The organism is Companilactobacillus sp. RD055328, from assembly GCF_022835675.1.
In the GTDB taxonomy this organism is placed as follows: Bacteria; Bacillota; Bacilli; order Lactobacillales; family Lactobacillaceae; genus BQUT01.
In genome coordinates, this window is record NZ_BQUT01000005.1 from 18,810 (window position 1) to 33,960 (window position 15,151).

General features: G+C 31.2%; 16 protein-coding genes. 11 read left to right on the forward strand and 5 right to left on the reverse strand.

The features are described 5' to 3' along the window. Positions 1-8 precede the first annotated feature (8 nt). Positions 9-917 (forward strand): prenyltransferase, encoded by a 909-nt coding sequence (locus RD055328_RS02235; RefSeq protein ID WP_244087184.1) that lies wholly within the window; start codon positions 9-11, stop codon positions 915-917. On the opposite strand, the gene RD055328_RS02240 is transcribed toward RD055328_RS02235, so the two are convergent. Then, positions 914-1,780 carry an RluA family pseudouridine synthase gene (locus RD055328_RS02240; protein WP_244087185.1) on the reverse strand — a complete coding sequence of 289 codons (867 nt, stop codon included), beginning with the start codon at positions 1,778-1,780 and terminating at the stop codon, positions 914-916. The genes RD055328_RS02235 and RD055328_RS02240 overlap by 4 nt on opposite strands. A gap of 92 nt (positions 1,781-1,872) precedes the next feature. Between RD055328_RS02240 and RD055328_RS02245 the strand changes: the two genes are divergently transcribed. The 5 genes from RD055328_RS02245 to RD055328_RS02265 all read left to right on the forward strand — a co-directional run bounded on the left by RD055328_RS02245 (position 1,873) and on the right by RD055328_RS02265 (position 9,184). Then, positions 1,873-3,939 (forward strand): PBP1A family penicillin-binding protein, encoded by a 2,067-nt coding sequence (locus tag RD055328_RS02245; RefSeq protein ID WP_244087186.1) that lies wholly within the window; start codon positions 1,873-1,875, stop codon positions 3,937-3,939. A gap of 177 nt (positions 3,940-4,116) precedes the next feature. Further along, complete coding sequence (locus tag RD055328_RS02250; RefSeq protein WP_244087187.1) at positions 4,117-4,461, forward strand: YlbF family regulator; 345 nt, start codon at positions 4,117-4,119, stop codon at positions 4,459-4,461. A gap of 150 nt (positions 4,462-4,611) precedes the next feature. Next, positions 4,612-5,796 (forward strand): DNA repair exonuclease, encoded by a 1,185-nt coding sequence (locus RD055328_RS02255; protein WP_244087188.1) that lies wholly within the window; start codon positions 4,612-4,614, stop codon positions 5,794-5,796. Between the two features lie 3 nt (positions 5,797-5,799). Further along, positions 5,800-8,259 (forward strand): AAA family ATPase, encoded by a 2,460-nt coding sequence (locus RD055328_RS02260; RefSeq protein WP_244087189.1) that lies wholly within the window; start codon positions 5,800-5,802, stop codon positions 8,257-8,259. Continuing rightward, positions 8,249-9,184 carry a 3'-5' exoribonuclease YhaM family protein gene (locus RD055328_RS02265; RefSeq protein WP_244087190.1) on the forward strand — a complete coding sequence of 312 codons (936 nt, stop codon included), beginning with the start codon at positions 8,249-8,251 and terminating at the stop codon, positions 9,182-9,184. Before RD055328_RS02260 ends, RD055328_RS02265 begins: the two co-directional genes overlap by 11 nt. 43 nt (positions 9,185-9,227) lie before the next feature. Here the strand turns inward: RD055328_RS02265 and RD055328_RS02270 are convergent, their stop codons facing one another. From RD055328_RS02270 to RD055328_RS02280, 3 genes are all read right to left on the reverse strand, one after another. Beyond that, positions 9,228-10,118 carry a peptidylprolyl isomerase gene (locus RD055328_RS02270; protein ID WP_244087191.1) on the reverse strand — a complete coding sequence of 297 codons (891 nt, stop codon included), beginning with the start codon at positions 10,116-10,118 and terminating at the stop codon, positions 9,228-9,230. Between the two features lie 127 nt (positions 10,119-10,245). Further along, the gene (locus tag RD055328_RS02275) at positions 10,246-10,527 is read right to left on the reverse strand and encodes a YtxH domain-containing protein (protein WP_244087192.1); all 282 of its coding nucleotides are present in this window, start codon (positions 10,525-10,527) and stop codon (positions 10,246-10,248) included. A 3-nt stretch (positions 10,528-10,530) separates the two neighbouring features. Continuing rightward, complete coding sequence (locus RD055328_RS02280; RefSeq protein ID WP_244087193.1) at positions 10,531-10,971, reverse strand: HIT family protein; 441 nt, start codon at positions 10,969-10,971, stop codon at positions 10,531-10,533. Positions 10,972-11,138: 167 nt separating this feature from the next. Between RD055328_RS02280 and RD055328_RS02285 the strand changes: the two genes are divergently transcribed. From RD055328_RS02285 to trmB, 3 genes are read left to right on the forward strand one after another with little or no spacing between them, the layout of a single operon-like run. Then, the gene (locus RD055328_RS02285) at positions 11,139-11,873 is read left to right on the forward strand and encodes an ABC transporter ATP-binding protein (protein ID WP_244087194.1); all 735 of its coding nucleotides are present in this window, start codon (positions 11,139-11,141) and stop codon (positions 11,871-11,873) included. After that, entirely contained in the window at positions 11,873-13,075 is a 1,203-nt protein-coding gene (locus tag RD055328_RS02290) for an ABC transporter permease (RefSeq protein ID WP_244087195.1), read from the forward strand. The genes RD055328_RS02285 and RD055328_RS02290 overlap by 1 nt, the downstream gene beginning before the upstream one ends. Before the next feature lie 15 nt (positions 13,076-13,090). Then, positions 13,091-13,732 carry a tRNA (guanosine(46)-N7)-methyltransferase TrmB gene (gene trmB, locus RD055328_RS02295; RefSeq protein ID WP_244087196.1) on the forward strand — a complete coding sequence of 214 codons (642 nt, stop codon included), beginning with the start codon at positions 13,091-13,093 and terminating at the stop codon, positions 13,730-13,732. Here trmB and RD055328_RS02300 read toward each other — a convergent pair whose 3' ends face one another. Next, complete coding sequence (locus RD055328_RS02300) at positions 13,733-14,044, reverse strand: hypothetical protein (RefSeq protein ID WP_244087197.1); 312 nt, start codon at positions 14,042-14,044, stop codon at positions 13,733-13,735. A 114-nt stretch (positions 14,045-14,158) separates the two neighbouring features. On the opposite strand from RD055328_RS02300, the gene RD055328_RS02305 reads away from it, so the two are divergent. Further along, on the forward strand, positions 14,159-14,482 hold the full coding sequence (locus RD055328_RS02305) for a thioredoxin family protein (protein ID WP_244087198.1): 324 nt from the start codon (positions 14,159-14,161) through the stop codon (positions 14,480-14,482). Positions 14,483-14,533: 51 nt separating this feature from the next. After that, a complete protein-coding gene (gene ytpR / locus RD055328_RS02310) occupies positions 14,534-15,151 on the forward strand; it encodes a YtpR family tRNA-binding protein (protein WP_244087199.1) in 618 nt (205 codons plus the stop codon).

Sequence of the window (15,151 nt, forward strand, 5' to 3'; positions counted from 1 at the left end):
AGTTTATTATGAATTGGAAATTATTTTATGAATTAACTGAGATTTATACTTCACCACTGGATTTATTATGGTTTATTTTTGCCGTTTCATATTCTTATTATAGATTTGGATCATTTAATTTTGTGTATGGAACAATTGGTTTTCTCTGTGTATTTAGTTTTCATTTGATTGTTAACATGCAAAACAATTATATGGATTATGTGAATGCAAAAGATGAAGAAGGGTACAAAAAGAATACTAGTACAATTGGAACTAATAACGTTCCTCTAGAGACTGTACGAAACTGGATAATTGGATTATCAGTTTTACCATTAATCGCAAGTCTTTGGTTGGCATATCAAACAGGCTGGACTACTTTTATTATCGGTGTAATCTGTGTACTAATTGGTTTGTTCTATTCATTCGGACCACGTCCGTTGAACAGCTTGCCAATAGCTGAGCTAGTTGTAGCATCAGCTATAGCATTCTTTATTCCGTTGGTTTATATCTACTTAGGAATGGCAAATCGTGACGCTATTAGTTGGTCAATTATTGCTGAAGTATTATTAATATGTTTACCTAATATGTTGATCTTCTTCAGTACATTGTTAGCCAATAATACTTGTGACCTTGATGAGGATATCAAGAACGGTCGTCACACTTTAGTATATTTCTTAGGTAAGAAAAATGCCGTTACATTATATAAAATTGTTTGGGCAATCGCCGCTATCTTATTACCAATATTAGCTATCATGCATGTTGCACCATATACGGTATTATTAGTAATGTTGACTTATCCAAAAGCATATAAGACTATTGAACCTTATCTTAAAAAACAAGTTAAAAAAGAGACATATTTCTCAGCTCTTAAAGGAGTTAATGTCGTAATTGTTCCAAGTATTGTTCTTTTTGCTATCGGAGTAATTTTTAAACTTTAATCAATATCAAATTCTGTAGGAATACTAATTTCTACAGAATTTTTTTTTGTCGAAAAAGGTTCAGTATATGACATTTTATATGCTAATAAGCGCATTGGCTTTGACGTTGATTCTGGATTATACAATGGATCACCGATTATCGGCCAACCATTATGAGATAAGTGAACACGTATTTGATGAGTGCGACCGGTTAGTAATTTCAAATCTAATAGAGCTTGAGTAGTAGTTCTTTTTAGAACTTTAAATTCCGTTATTGAATCTAAACCAGTTTCAATAACAGAACGCATTCTCCCATCTGTTGAGTGTTCTCCAATAGGTAATTCAATTCTTCCTGAATCAGGTAAAGAATTATTTATATCAACTACAGATAGGTAATCTCGTTTGAATTCTTTTCTAGTTAATTGACGATTTAATATTGGAACAATATAGGGATTCTTAGCAACCATTACTAATCCAGAAGTTTCACTATCAATACGATGAATCATGTAGGGATGTTGACTTGTTTTGCTTAAATAAGCTTCAGCTGAGTTCATCAAAGTGAAGTTCTCTTCGTCATAATTAGGATGTGTTTTTTGTCCAGCAGGTTTATTTAGTATTAATAAATCTTCATCTTCAAAAATGATATTCAAATCATCATTACCAGTTAAGTATTTCTGATTAGTTGAACGAGGTGGGAAATTGAAGTTAAGTTCTAATACGTCATTAGGTTGGACGTCATAGAAGAAAGATTCATATTTACCATTAATGGTAATCAAATGATCAACACGCAAATAATGTTGCCATTTTTTAGGTATTAACCATTGTTGCAACAAGGCACGTAATTTGATTTCTGTAGTTCCTGTATAAGTTATTTTCTTTTTCATAGTTATTATTATAAATGTTTTCAAATATTTTTCTTAAATTAGTTGATTTTTATAGCCTTGTGATAGAATCTAATACAATAACGAGGTAAATCATGAAGAATTTCTTTGCAAAAGTATCCGAATTTTTTCGACCATTTTTTGATTCTTTTGATAATGGCTTTAGAAGAGCATGGAAAAGATATCAAATAACTAGGTGGATTATTTTAGTCGGAGCTACAATTTTCTTAATTTTGAGTGCTTATTTCACTTTTAAAGCTAAGACGGCAGACGTTGGTAATCTGAAGTCACAGTTGCAAACTACTACTACAATTGTTGATGCAAAAGGTAATGACGCAGGATCATTGTATTCACAAAAAGGTACATTTGTAGATATTGATGAAATATCTACAAATATACAAGATGCAGTTATTTCCACAGAAGATAGAACTTTCTGGACTAATTCTGGAGTCAGCTTTAAGGGGTATATGAGAGCAGCTGTCGGATTAGTATTAAACCATGGGCAAATATCTGGTGGTGGAAGTACTATCACTCAACAATTAGCTAAAAACTCGCTTCTATCACAAAAGCAAACATTCATGAGAAAAGCTGCTGAATTCTTTATGGCAGTTGAAATTAACAAGACATATTCCAAAAAAGATATCTTGGCAATGTATTTAAACAATGCTTATTTTGGTAATGGAGTTTGGGGTGTTGAAGATGCTTCTATGAAGTATTTTGGGAAGCATGCCAATAGCTTAGATGTGGCTGAATCTGCCGTGTTGGCAGCAATGCTAAAAAGCCCCAGTTACTATAATCCAATTGATAATCCTGATAACTCAGTTCAAAGACGTAACTTAGTAATTGATTTGATGGTTGAAAACAATAAAATATCAAAAACTGAGGCTACAGCATATAAGAAAGAATCTTTAAACCTGATAGATCGTTATCAAGGAAATGAAGACTATAAGTATCCATATTATTTCGATGCGGTTATAGCAGAAGCAATTAATAAGTACGGTCTTAAAGAAGAAGACATCATGAATAAGGGGTATAAGATTTATACAAGCCTTAATCAAGATTATCAAAAATCAATGCAAGATACTTTTGAAAAAGATTGGCTTTTCCCCAATGCGGCAGCTGATGGAACTGAGCCTCAAGCAGCTTCAGTTGCTATTAATCCTAAGTCAGGAGGAGTAGAAGCTGTCGTAGGTGGACGTGGTGATCACGTGTTTAGAGGGTTGAATAGAGCGACTCAGATAAAAAGGCAACCTGGTTCAGCTATAAAACCGTTGGCTGTTTATACTCCGGCAATTGAAAATGGTTACCGATCTGATTCAATGTTGCCAAATGAAATCACTAGTTTTGGAAAAAACAACTATACGCCAAAAAATGTTGATGGAAGTTACAGTGAAGAAATTCCACTATACAAGGCAATCGCTTATAGTAAGAATATTCCAGCAGTATCCTTGTTAGACAAGATAGGCGTTAAAAAAGGTGTTAATTCTGTTGAGAATTTTGGTATTAATGTTCATAAAGATGATCAAAATTTAGCGTTAGCACTTGGTGGATTAGAAACAGGAGTATCTCCGCTTCAAATGGCTACTGCCTACACAGCATTTGCTAATGATGGTAAACTAGCTGATGAGCATTTTATTACTAAGATTGTTGACTCTACAGGGGCTGTTGTTGTAGACAATACTTCTTTGACAAATAAACAAATTATAAGTTCTTCAACAGCAAAAACTATGACTAGTTTGATGCTTGGAGTATTTAATTACGGAACGGCACAGAGTGCTAAGCCTTATGGATATGAAGTTGCGGGAAAAACTGGTAGTACTGAAGTTCCTAAATCTTATGGCTACGGAACTAAAGATCAGTGGCTAATTGGATATACACCAGATGTTGTTGTTGCTAGTTGGATTGGATTTGATAATACTGATGAAAATCATTTCTTATCTGGTACTAGTGAAACAGGTGTGTCTCATTTGTATAAAGCAGAAATGACAGGAATTCTACCATACAGTGATAAAACAGACTTTACTGAAAAAGATCCTGTGCAAACAAAGAATAGCTCTCAATCTGCTAATAGTGGTAATTGGGTAGACTCTATCCAAAATGGGTATGATTCAATCAAAGAAAATGCAACACAGTGGTATAACTCTATAAGAAATATATTTTAGTAAAAAAAGAACTACATTTTGTAGTTCTTTTTATTTTTAAGATGTATTTAAGCCAAATAATATAATATTTACAATGTTAATACTTAAAAAAATGGAATGGATATTTACTATGATTATGTTAGTATTAACAGTATTAAATAATTTAATAAGTAACATATTTCAGATTAGGAGAATTAAATGATTAATATTTATGATACAGCTAACCAAATGGCTTCAGATTTGGAAAAGACAGAAGAAGTAATCGCACTTAAAGATGTTTTTGGACGACTAAAAGCTGACACAGAAGCTTATGGTGTTTTTGATAAAGTTCAAAACTTGCAAATGGAATTACAACAAAAACAAATGTCAGGTGCTGAAATCACACAAGAAGACATTGAAAAAATGCAAGAATTCACAACACAATTCGAACAATTCCCAGTAATTAATGAATTGATGGAAGCAGAAAAGAAAGTTAATGATTTGATTAATGAACTAAACCAAATCATTACAAAACCAATTGCTACTATTTACCAATCAAAATAATGAACAGAAAAGACTGATAAGAATTTATTCTTATCAGTCTTTTTTATTTCTCATTATTAATTAAGAAAGCATAAGATTTGAGTTACGTTTCAATTTGAAAAATAAGGTATAATTACACTTAGATAATTTTGTTGGTCTAAGGAGAAAGATATGCGATTTATTCATGCCGCCGATATTCATTTGGGTCACCTGTTTCAAGGCGTAAAAAGAATATCTCAATCACTACAAGATGAGTTTAAGGAAGCTACTTTTAATGCTTTTGAAAGAATAATTGATACTGCGATAGCAGAAAAGGTTGATTTCGTCATATTAGCGGGTGATGAGTATGATCGTCATCAACGTAGTTTAAAAGAACAAGATTTCTTACGTATGCAATTTTTACGACTACAAGAATATGGCATTGATGTTTTTATGGTATATGGTAACCATGACTATTTAACTGAAGAATCTACGTTTATTGAATTTCCTGATAACGTGCATGTTTTTTCAAAGGAAGTAACCACAGAGACGATTTTAACTAGTGATAATAAGCGAGTAGGTATTTCCGGATTTAGTTATGACCAACAACATATTATGAATGACTATTTAGCTCAATATCCAGATAAGCAGAGTAATGAGGATTATCATATTGGAATCTTGCATGGTATGACTAAAACTCAAAGCCAAGATTATGCACCTTTTGAAATGACTGATATGATTTCTAAAGGTTACGAATACTGGGCATTAGGCCATATTCACAAAAGAGAAGTGTTGAATGAGAATCCTGCTATTGTTTATTCTGGTAATCCGCAAGGGCTAAATCGTACGGAGACAGGTGATAAGGGATTTTATTTAGTTGAAGTAAATAATGGACAAACTAATCTTGAGTTCATGAAGTCACAAATATTTACTTGGGATGAAATAACTATTTCTGCCGATGAAAATGATGCCACTGATGATCTCCGCCGCAAGATTATAGAAGCAAGTGATAATCTTGTTAAGGACACACTGATTTCTGTTAATATTCACAATGCACAAAAACTTAACTCTGAATTACAAAATCAAATTGAAGATACAGATTTCTTAAAATATTTACAGTCATATCTTGAAGAAATACATATTTATGCTTATAAAATTAATGTTAGCTATAACAATGAAGCCATGTTTGAAGATATGGACAAAGAATTCTGGAATCAATCACAACAAGAGATTTTTACCATTGAGAATGTGCGGAATTTAGATAAAAACATAGTAAATTACGATATGATTCGTAATCATATTGAAGAACCAGGTTATTTAAACAGCATTATTGAAAAAAGCAATAATGAATTGAATCATAAAAAGAAAGGTAGATAGAATATGTATATCAAAAGTGCTAATATTTTTGGTTTTGGTAAACTTGTAGATCAAAAATTTGATTTTCAACAAGATTATCAAGTTATTCGCGGTTTCAATGAATCTGGTAAAACTACCTTGTTGGCTTTTATTAAAGCCGTTCTTTTTGGATTCGAACCTGGGAATAGTACTGATGAACAATATATTCCTAAGAATGCTAATCAATATGGTGGCGAGTTAGTCGTAGTTGATAATGGAAGCCAATGGCTTATCCGACGAGTAAAAGTGAAAAAAGTAATTGGAGATGTCACTGTCTATAAAGATGATGTAGAATTTCCAGACTCAGCATTAAAGGATCTACTAAAAAATGTAGATAAAGATTTATATAGTTCATCATATATTTTGAATCAAAAAAACTTAGGTTCCTTTGATAAGTTAGAACGTGATGAATTAATCGATAATATTTTGACAGTAGGTGCTGTTGGCGGGAATGAGTGGCTAGATTTAGTTAAGCAATTAGATAGCGATGCCGGTGATATTTATAAAACTAGTAAAAATGCCAAGAAGCCTTTAAATATGGCTCTTCGTGAATATAATGATTTAATTAGTCAACAGTCTTCAATGCAAGACCAAAAAGCTGAGTTTGCGGCTAAGAACGCTGAGCAAGACAAGTTAATCGAAGATATTAAAATAATTAGTGAAAAAAAAGATCAATTATTTAAACAAGTTAATCAGCAACAAAATGTTCTTGATAAAAAATCTGAATATGATGAATATTTAACGTTAATTCAAGAATTTTCTGGGAATAATTTTCAGACTATATCTAATAGCGATTGGGACAGATTTACTAGTATTGATGAACAGATTAAAGCTCTTAAGAACAATCTTGAATCAACGCAAGCAAATACTGTGAAGTTAAGTACTGAGGAAGAAATGGTACTTAATAATTACGAATCGAATGAAGTAGCAATAAACAAAATTCATGATAATTTGGATGATATTTCGCATAAGGAATTTAATCTTGAACAATTAAATACTCAAATACAGGCAGCGCAAGCTGAAAAAAATACATTATTGACGGCTAATACTAAACTTGCTGAGAATATGACGTCATTATCAAACGAAGAATTAAGTGCTGTTAATAATGCCATTAAACAAGATGCAACAACAAAAACACCAATTAATTTGTATCTGTCAGGTATAGCAATAATTATTGCTGTTATAGGATTATTATTACCAGGCGCTTTGAAGGCTATTTCAATAATAGCTATTTCAGCTACCATATGGTTTTGGTATCAACATAATAATGAAAAAAAATCTATGGATAATAGTCCAGTTGATGAGTATTTGGCAAAGCACAATTATCGAGGGTTAACTCTTGATGAAGCAGTAATGTGGCAACCACAAATTGTGCAATTGCAATCTGCAGGTAATCGCCTTACACAGTTAACAAGTAATTACCAAGCAGAAAAAAATGATCTAGATGCTTGGCAAAAAGAAATAGATAATCTGAATATAGTGACTGATATTAATGTGAAGTCAATTAATGCCTATTTTGAGCAATTGAATTATTTACATAAAAAACAAAATGATATTCAAGAAACGCAAACGCAGACTAAAGCTAAGGTTGCAGAGATTAATCAACAATTAGTACAACTAAATAAAGATCAAAAAGATATAGTTACTAAATATCAACTTTCAACTGTTGCTGAATTTTCTCAAAAGAGAACTACTGATTTACAATTACAAAAACAACTACAACGAATTGATGTGTTAAAAGAATCATTAGATAATGATTTGTTAGAAAAAATCACTAAGAATCCTGATGAGTTTGATAAAGTAATTAATGAATTAACAATGAAACAAGAGCAGCTCAAAGATATTGAACAATCATTAAACGATAAAAAAGGGCAATTAGCGCAGTTGCAAGTTGAAATTAATAATCTAGCTAATGATGAAGATTATCTTCGCTTAGAACGAGTTATTAACGATAAGCAAGCAGAGATAATTGAATATTATGATGATTGGGTAGCTTTGAAGTTAGGATCGAGTTGGGTATATGATACTTTGAACCTTGCAAGCTCTAATCGCTTCCCTAAAATGTTAGAACGAACAAAGAGATATTTTGCGATTCTAACTACTGATAATTATAATGATGTTAAATTTGGCGAAAAAACAATTGAAGTTCAAAGCTCAGATTTTCAAAAATTTGAACTACATGAATTATCAACGGGAACTATCGCTCAATTATTTATAGCTTTACGATGTGCCTTTGTAATGGAAATTTCTGACTTAGTTAAGTTACCAATTCTTATCGATGATGCATTTAATGATTTTGATAGAGATCGTTATGAAGCAGCAGCTAATCTGATAAAATCAATGAGTCAAGAGAATCAAATTTTTTATGTGATGACAAATAATATTCCTGCTGATTACTTTGATGTTGATCATGTAATCGACTTAGGAGGGGAAAATGACAAATAAGTTAACTGAATACAAAGTAAATGATGTAATTGATCTGAACGTTTTAATTAAACAATCAGATTTACGAGTAGCTAAGAATGGAAAGAACTTCTTATCGTTAGTTTTTGAAGATGCTTCCGGAACAATATCAGGTAAATATTGGGATGCTAAAGAAACTGATGCACAAACTTTTGGCGTTGGAAAAGTAGTACATTTGACCGGAAAAAAAGAATTGTATCAAAACTCACCACAAGTTAAGATTGCAAGTCTTGATGCAGTTGACGAAGCTCTTATAGATAAAAGCCAATTTGTCAAAACAGCTCCCATGACAAAAGATGAAATGGAAAAAGAGTTTAATGAAATATTCTTTGAAATTACTAATCCAGTTTGGAATCGAGTAGTAAGAAATTTGATTCAAAAACACGAAGATATTTTCTTCACTCATCCCGCAGCTAAGAGTAATCATCATGACTTTGAAGGGGGCTTAGCTTATCACACCTTAAGTATGGTTCGCTTAGCCAAATCAATTAGTAGTCAATATCCAGAAATAAATAAAGAACTACTAATTGCAGGAGCAATGATTCATGATTTTGGAAAGACTGTTGAATTATCGGGATCAATTGGTACTGAATATACATTAGAAGGTAATTTATTAGGTCATATCGTCATTATTGATGAAGAGATCGTTTTAATTGCAAAAGAATTAGGTATTGATGACAGTGATGAAAATTTAATCCTATTAAGACATATGGTTCTTTCACATCATGGATTATTAGAGTATGGGTCACCAGAACGTCCTAAGATATTAGAAGCCGAAATATTACATACAATTGATGAGCTTGATGCTTCAATTAATATGATTACTAAAGCATTAGATAATACACAAAAGGGTAATTTCTCTGAGCGGATATTTGGCTTAGATAATCGAAGTTTTTATAAATATTAGATAATAAAAAAGACCTAGCAATTTGCTAGGTCTTTTTTATTTATTATTTTTTGCTTGTTGTAATGTAGTTTGATAATACATCTTTTAAGTCTGAGTCTTTAATTGAAACATCAGCTTTTTTAAGAACTTTAGAAATCACTTTTTGCATAACTGTTTGACTTTGCATCCAGCTAGCATAAATTTCTGTTTCAAGATCTTTCTTGTGATCACTCATCTTACCTTTAGCAGGTTTCTTGATAAGTTTGATTACATGGTAACCATAATCTGATTTAACAGGTGTTTTTGTATAGTCGCCAACTTTTTCTAATGTGAAGGCACCTTCTCTAAAGTCACTATCGATAGTTGAATCTGATTTGTTGAAAGGTGTCATCTTACCACCATCAGATTTTGTACCAGTATCAGTTGATTCTGATTTAGCGATATCTTCGAAGTTTTCACCGTTATCTAAGCGAGTGATGATTGCTTTAGCTTTGTCTTCACTATCAACTAAGATATGTTCAACAGTAATTTTAGGTGTATATTTCTTCCATTGTTTCTTCATTTTTTCATCAGTAATCTTCTTAGTATCTTTAAGAGCTACTTCTGAAAGAAGGTTAGTTTTGATACTTCTCTTAAATGAAGTTGTTGTCATACCATTTTGTGCAAGGATTTGACTGAATTGTGAACCATATTGTTTCTTATATGTATTGTATTGTTTGTTAACTTTACTATCAGAAACTTTATCTCCATATTGACTTTCTAATGCTTTAGAAATAATCAATGATTGAAGAGTTGATTTTCCTGAAGTTGATGATTTCATTTCATCATAATATTCTTGTTGAGTAACTTTTCCACCTTTAAGAGTTGCAACGGTAGAATTACCACAACCAGCAACTAGAGTAACTGATAAAAGAGCAGCTACCCCAAGTACTAGCTTATTAAATTTTTTGCTCATAAGTGAACACATCCTATTCTAATTTATTAAAACAAACATCAATTGTAGACTAACACAAAATTGAAGTCATTAGTTAGATTATAAAAAAAATCGGGGGAAATGCAACCATATTTTCCTTAAGTAAGTATTAACTTTGCAATTTGTCGAGATTAGTCTTTAGACTTTTTGTTAACGGTTCAATATCTTCTTTATAAGTTTCAATAGCCGATGAAATGCCATCTATCGCTTTAGGGAGAGTATCTGTTAATGAAGTACTTAAAGAAACAATATCGTCTTTAGTATCTAGAATTGTATCTTTAAAATCATTTGCCTTATTTTTAACATCATCAAGTGAGATGTCACTATTTTCAAAATAAGCTACGGCAGTACCAATTGTGGCACCAACTACGAATCCTGTAAAAAATTTCATTATTTATTCCTCCACATTATCTTTAATAGCATTTGCAATAGTTTGTAATTGTTCACTCGTGTAATTATTAGTGTTATCTGCCCAAGTCATTGAGAATCCATCATCATTAGAATAACGAGGGACTAAGTGAATATGAGAATGCATAACTGACTGATAAGCCAGTGCACCATTATTTTGGCAAATATTCATTCCTTTAATATCAGGATTAGAAGATTTAATTGCTTTTGCAATCATTGGTATTTTGGCAAAAACAGCTGCAGCTAGTTTGTCATTGTACTCAAATATATTTTCAACATGTGTTTTTGGGATAACTAAAGTATGACCTGGAGTAACTTGTGAAATGTCTAAAAAAGCTTTTACTTGATCATCTTCATAGACAGTAATACTTGGAATTTCATTTTTTATTATTTTACAAAAAATACAATTATCATCTAGTTTGTTCATAACTAAGTTTCTCCTTTTAAAATAAATTTCTTGATTGATTTAATGCTATCATAAAATAAATAGATAGAGAAACCTTTTACCGACAAACCGTACATATAATATGATATTATTATTGTTAATTTAAAAAGAAAATATTTTTACAGAATATTAAAAATAGGTGTATTTTTATGACTTTAGAAGTTAAAGATTTAACAGGTGGATATGGACCATTATCAGTCCTCAAAAATGAAACATTTGATGTACAAAAAAATGAAATAGTTGGGTTAATCGGACTTAATGGTGCAGGTAAATCAACTACTATTAAACATATTATTGGTCTATTGAAACCAAGATCAGGCGAAATTCTAATCGACAATCTTGCGTTAGCTGATAACGTTGAAGAGTATCGTAAAAAAATTGCTTATGTTCCAGAAATGCCAATTCTTTATTCAGAACTAACTTTAAAAGAGCATATTGATTTAACGATTATGGCGTACGACCTTGATCATGATAGTACATGGGATAAGGCAAAGATATTATTAGAAAAATTTCGTCTTAATAATAAGCTAGATTGGTTCCCTGAGAATTTTTCTAAGGGGATGAAACAAAAAGTAATGATTGTTTGTGCATTTATGAGAGATGCAAGTTTGTTCATTATTGATGAACCTTTTACGGGACTTGATCCTATTGCCGTACACGATCTAATAGAATTAGTTGAAGAAAAAAAAGCTAATGGATCATCTATTTTGATGTCGACTCATAATTTGGCAACAGCTGAGCAATATGCAGACCGATTTGTTCTAATTAATAATGGACAAATTAAAATAGAAGGTAGCATTGAACAATTACGTACTAGCTTTGAGATGCCTAATGCTAGTCTAGATGATATTTATATGGAATTAACAAAGGAGGTCATTAAGTAATGTCCTCGCTTTGGAAAAAACGATTAAGTAATCATCAAACTAGTCAATTGAAGTATTTAAGATTGATTTTTAATGATCAATTTGTGATTGCTTTAATTTTTTTAATAGGTTCACTTGGGTTTTGGTATTCTAATGTTTTAAAAACAATTACTACTGAACAATGGTGGGCAAAAATTATTGTTGCGGTTATTTTAACTGTACTAGTTTCCGTGGGTCATCTAGCAACTTTATTAGAGACCGCAGATAGCACCTTCTTGTTAGCAAAAGAGAATCAACTACCTGAGTACTTAAAAAAAGCTCGTAATTATAGTTATATCATTCCTTTTGTTGTGATTGCTTTAGGGATGTTTTTGCTATTTCCATTTGCTAATATTGCCGCAAGTATCAACTTAACAGAATATAGTATCTATATTATTGCTACATACTTGTTTAAAATTGTAGAAATAGATATTGAAAAATATGAGTTGTATATAGAAAAGAATTTTCATTTAGTCTTTTTAATGGGTGTAATGATTACATATCTTGTATCGATATATGTAAGCTATTTGATATTAGGTATAGTAGCTATAGCTATAACAATTATTGATATGGTTTATGCTAAACAATTGATCAGAGGAAAGTTGTTTCTTTGGAATAAAGCAATAAAAAAAGAAAATGCGCGTTCATTTAATATTAAGCGATTCTATAATCTATTTACTGATGTACCTGGAATGTCGAGCAAGATTGTTCGCCGTAAATATTTAGATTTTATAGTTAATAGATTTAAAGCCAGTCATGAACATTCATATATATACATATATATTCGTGGATTTATCCGTAATAATGAATATATTGGATTATTTTTACGATTGACAATTATTGAGATGGCTATTTTATTCTTTGTAAATAATATTTATGTTGCATCATTAATATCAGGATTATTTATTTATCTAGTAGGTTTTCAACTTAAGCCGTTTTATAAGCAATATGCCAGTAACCTGATGCAACAGATATATCCTGTGAATATTGGAAATAAAATAAAAGATTTTCAAAAGTTAGTGACATCTATTTTACTAACTCAGTTATTAATAAGCATAATTCCAGTAGTTTACGCATTTGGAATTAGTGTTAATACAATAGCCATTACAGGTATTGGTTTATTAGTAATATTATTATTTGTGTATATATTGTTACCAAAAGATTTAAAAAAATTTGATGAATAGGAATTATTAAAAAATATGAGACTTAGAAATAAGCCCTGGTCTAAGAAATTAATAGAAGAGAATCCTGATTATATTTTATTAGATCCAACAGATATGGCCGGAAGATGGCAAGAAAGATTTGAAAAACAACACCCCATCCAATTAGAACTTGGATCGGGTAAGGGACAGTTTATTATAGGCATGGCACAGATGTATCCTGAAATAAACTTTATTGCAATGGAAGTGCAAGAAGGTGCGATTGCTTTTATTCTTAGAAGCCAAGTTGAATTACAATTACCTAACTTACAATTAGTTTTGGCAAACGGACGTAAGTTAGATGAATATTTTGCTGAAAATGAGTTAGATAAGATGTTCTTGAATTTCTCTGATCCATGGCCTAAGACAAGGCATGAGAAACGTCGTTTGACTTATAAAGATTTCTTGAAGCAATATAAAAAAGTGGTCAAAAATGATGGTTATTTACAGTTCAAAACTGATAATCAAGGATTGTTTGAATACTCTTTAGCCAGTCTAAATAATTTTGGAATGAAGTATCAACGTATTTCATTAGACTTACATAACAACGAAGAATTAATGGAAACTAATATTCAAACTGAATATGAACAAAAGTTTACAAAAAAAGGGCAGAGAATTTATTATCTCAATGCCCAGTTTTAATTAAATTGTTTTTTTAAGATCTAGAATTTCACCTGAGAATGCATCAACCAAGAAATGATATTGAATGATGTTGAAGTCTTTTGTGATGTTGATGCCACCAACAAGACAAAGTTTATTGGTTCCATCAATTTCAACACGTTGATAAAAAGGTTCAGTCCAAGAGCTAACTACCTCAATATCAGGACCAATTTCTTCAGTAACTAAGTCAATTGCTTTTAGACTATCAATTTTATGCTTGTATAAAGTTCCAGCAATACCTGCTGTAATAGCTGTTGTTCCAATGAATAGTTTTTTGAAAAAATTCTTTGTCATAATAGTACCTCGTTTAAGTATTACGGATATTCTACAATACACTAAGCGATAAGTATTCTAAATTGACCAAAAAAATATAAAAAAGTATGATTGATTTATCAGGAGGTAACAATTATGAAACAATTTAATGAGTATAACGAAAATGATATAAAAAAAGTGGTAGGACAACAACGTACGATGTTGTTCTTTACTGCTGATTGGTGTTCTGATTGTCGGTTCATTAAGCCTAGAATGCCTGAAATTGAACAAGAAAATAGTGATTTCACGTGGATAGAAGTTGATAGAGATGATAATATGGATATTGCTCGTGAATTACGTATTATGGGTATTCCAAGTTTTGTTGCTTTTGACAAAGGTGAAGAAATTGGTCGCCTTGTAAATAAAGAACGTAAAACAAAAGAAGAAGTAGAGACTTTTATCAGTACTCTACCTAAATAAAATTAAGTATAAACGTATTCAATAATGTTGAATTACGTTTCAGGAGATAATATGCTGTTAAGTTTTTTTAATCCGGATACATTAGGTGATGTCTTATTAGTTGTGCTCGCAGAAGATGTTGAACATCAAGGAGCAAAAACATCTGGTGATGTTACTAGAATTTATAATCAAGATAATGATTCTACGATTGGATTTAATATCAGAAATGTTAAATCTAAGCTTCAATTAGATGAAATAGGTCAAATTATGTTGAATCAAGATCAAGTCAAGGCTTTAAATAACATTATTAAGGACGCCGGATTTGATGAAACTTTAGAATTTGATGATAGAGCTAAGTTTGTAGTTGGACATGTTGATGAGATTAGTGAGCATCCTGATTCTGATCATTTACACATCACAAAAATCAATGTAGGTAATGAACAATTACAAATTGTTTGTGGTGCTCCTAATATTGATCAAGGGCAAAATGTGGTTGTAGCTATTACGGGTGCTGTAATGCCAACAGGCAAAATTATTTGGCCTGGTAAATTACGTGGTGTAGAAAGTTTTGGAATGGTTTGTTCAGCAAAAGAATTAGACCTACCCAATGCACCTAAAGAACGAGGCATCTTAGTGCTACCAGATACTTTAACACCTGGTGCTGCATTTAATTTCACTATTGAAGGATAA

Excerpts from the sequence above, each read along its gene's own strand:
- RD055328_RS02240 (WP_244087185.1), bottom strand. The coding sequence starts at position 1,780 with ATGAAAAAGAAAATAACTTATACAGGAACTACAGAAATCAAATTACGT.
- RD055328_RS02235 (WP_244087184.1), top strand. The coding sequence starts at position 9 with ATGAATTGGAAATTATTTTATGAATTAACTGAGATTTATACTTCACCA.
- RD055328_RS02275 (WP_244087192.1), bottom strand. The coding sequence starts at position 10,527 with ATGAAATTTTTTACAGGATTCGTAGTTGGTGCCACAATTGGTACTGCC.
- RD055328_RS02290 (WP_244087195.1), top strand. The coding sequence starts at position 11,873 with ATGTCCTCGCTTTGGAAAAAACGATTAAGTAATCATCAAACTAGTCAA.
- RD055328_RS02285 (WP_244087194.1), top strand. The coding sequence starts at position 11,139 with ATGACTTTAGAAGTTAAAGATTTAACAGGTGGATATGGACCATTATCA.
- RD055328_RS02250 (WP_244087187.1), top strand. The coding sequence starts at position 4,117 with ATGATTAATATTTATGATACAGCTAACCAAATGGCTTCAGATTTGGAA.
- ytpR (WP_244087199.1), top strand. The coding sequence starts at position 14,534 with ATGCTGTTAAGTTTTTTTAATCCGGATACATTAGGTGATGTCTTATTA.
- RD055328_RS02300 (WP_244087197.1), bottom strand. The coding sequence starts at position 14,044 with ATGACAAAGAATTTTTTCAAAAAACTATTCATTGGAACAACAGCTATT.
- RD055328_RS02265 (WP_244087190.1), top strand. The coding sequence starts at position 8,249 with ATGACAAATAAGTTAACTGAATACAAAGTAAATGATGTAATTGATCTG.
- RD055328_RS02260 (WP_244087189.1), top strand. The coding sequence starts at position 5,800 with ATGTATATCAAAAGTGCTAATATTTTTGGTTTTGGTAAACTTGTAGAT.
- RD055328_RS02255 (WP_244087188.1), top strand. The coding sequence starts at position 4,612 with ATGCGATTTATTCATGCCGCCGATATTCATTTGGGTCACCTGTTTCAA.
- trmB (WP_244087196.1), top strand. The coding sequence starts at position 13,091 with ATGAGACTTAGAAATAAGCCCTGGTCTAAGAAATTAATAGAAGAGAAT.
- RD055328_RS02245 (WP_244087186.1), top strand. The coding sequence starts at position 1,873 with ATGAAGAATTTCTTTGCAAAAGTATCCGAATTTTTTCGACCATTTTTT.
- RD055328_RS02280 (WP_244087193.1), bottom strand. The coding sequence starts at position 10,971 with ATGAACAAACTAGATGATAATTGTATTTTTTGTAAAATAATAAAAAAT.
- RD055328_RS02270 (WP_244087191.1), bottom strand. The coding sequence starts at position 10,118 with ATGAGCAAAAAATTTAATAAGCTAGTACTTGGGGTAGCTGCTCTTTTA.
- RD055328_RS02305 (WP_244087198.1), top strand. The coding sequence starts at position 14,159 with ATGAAACAATTTAATGAGTATAACGAAAATGATATAAAAAAAGTGGTA.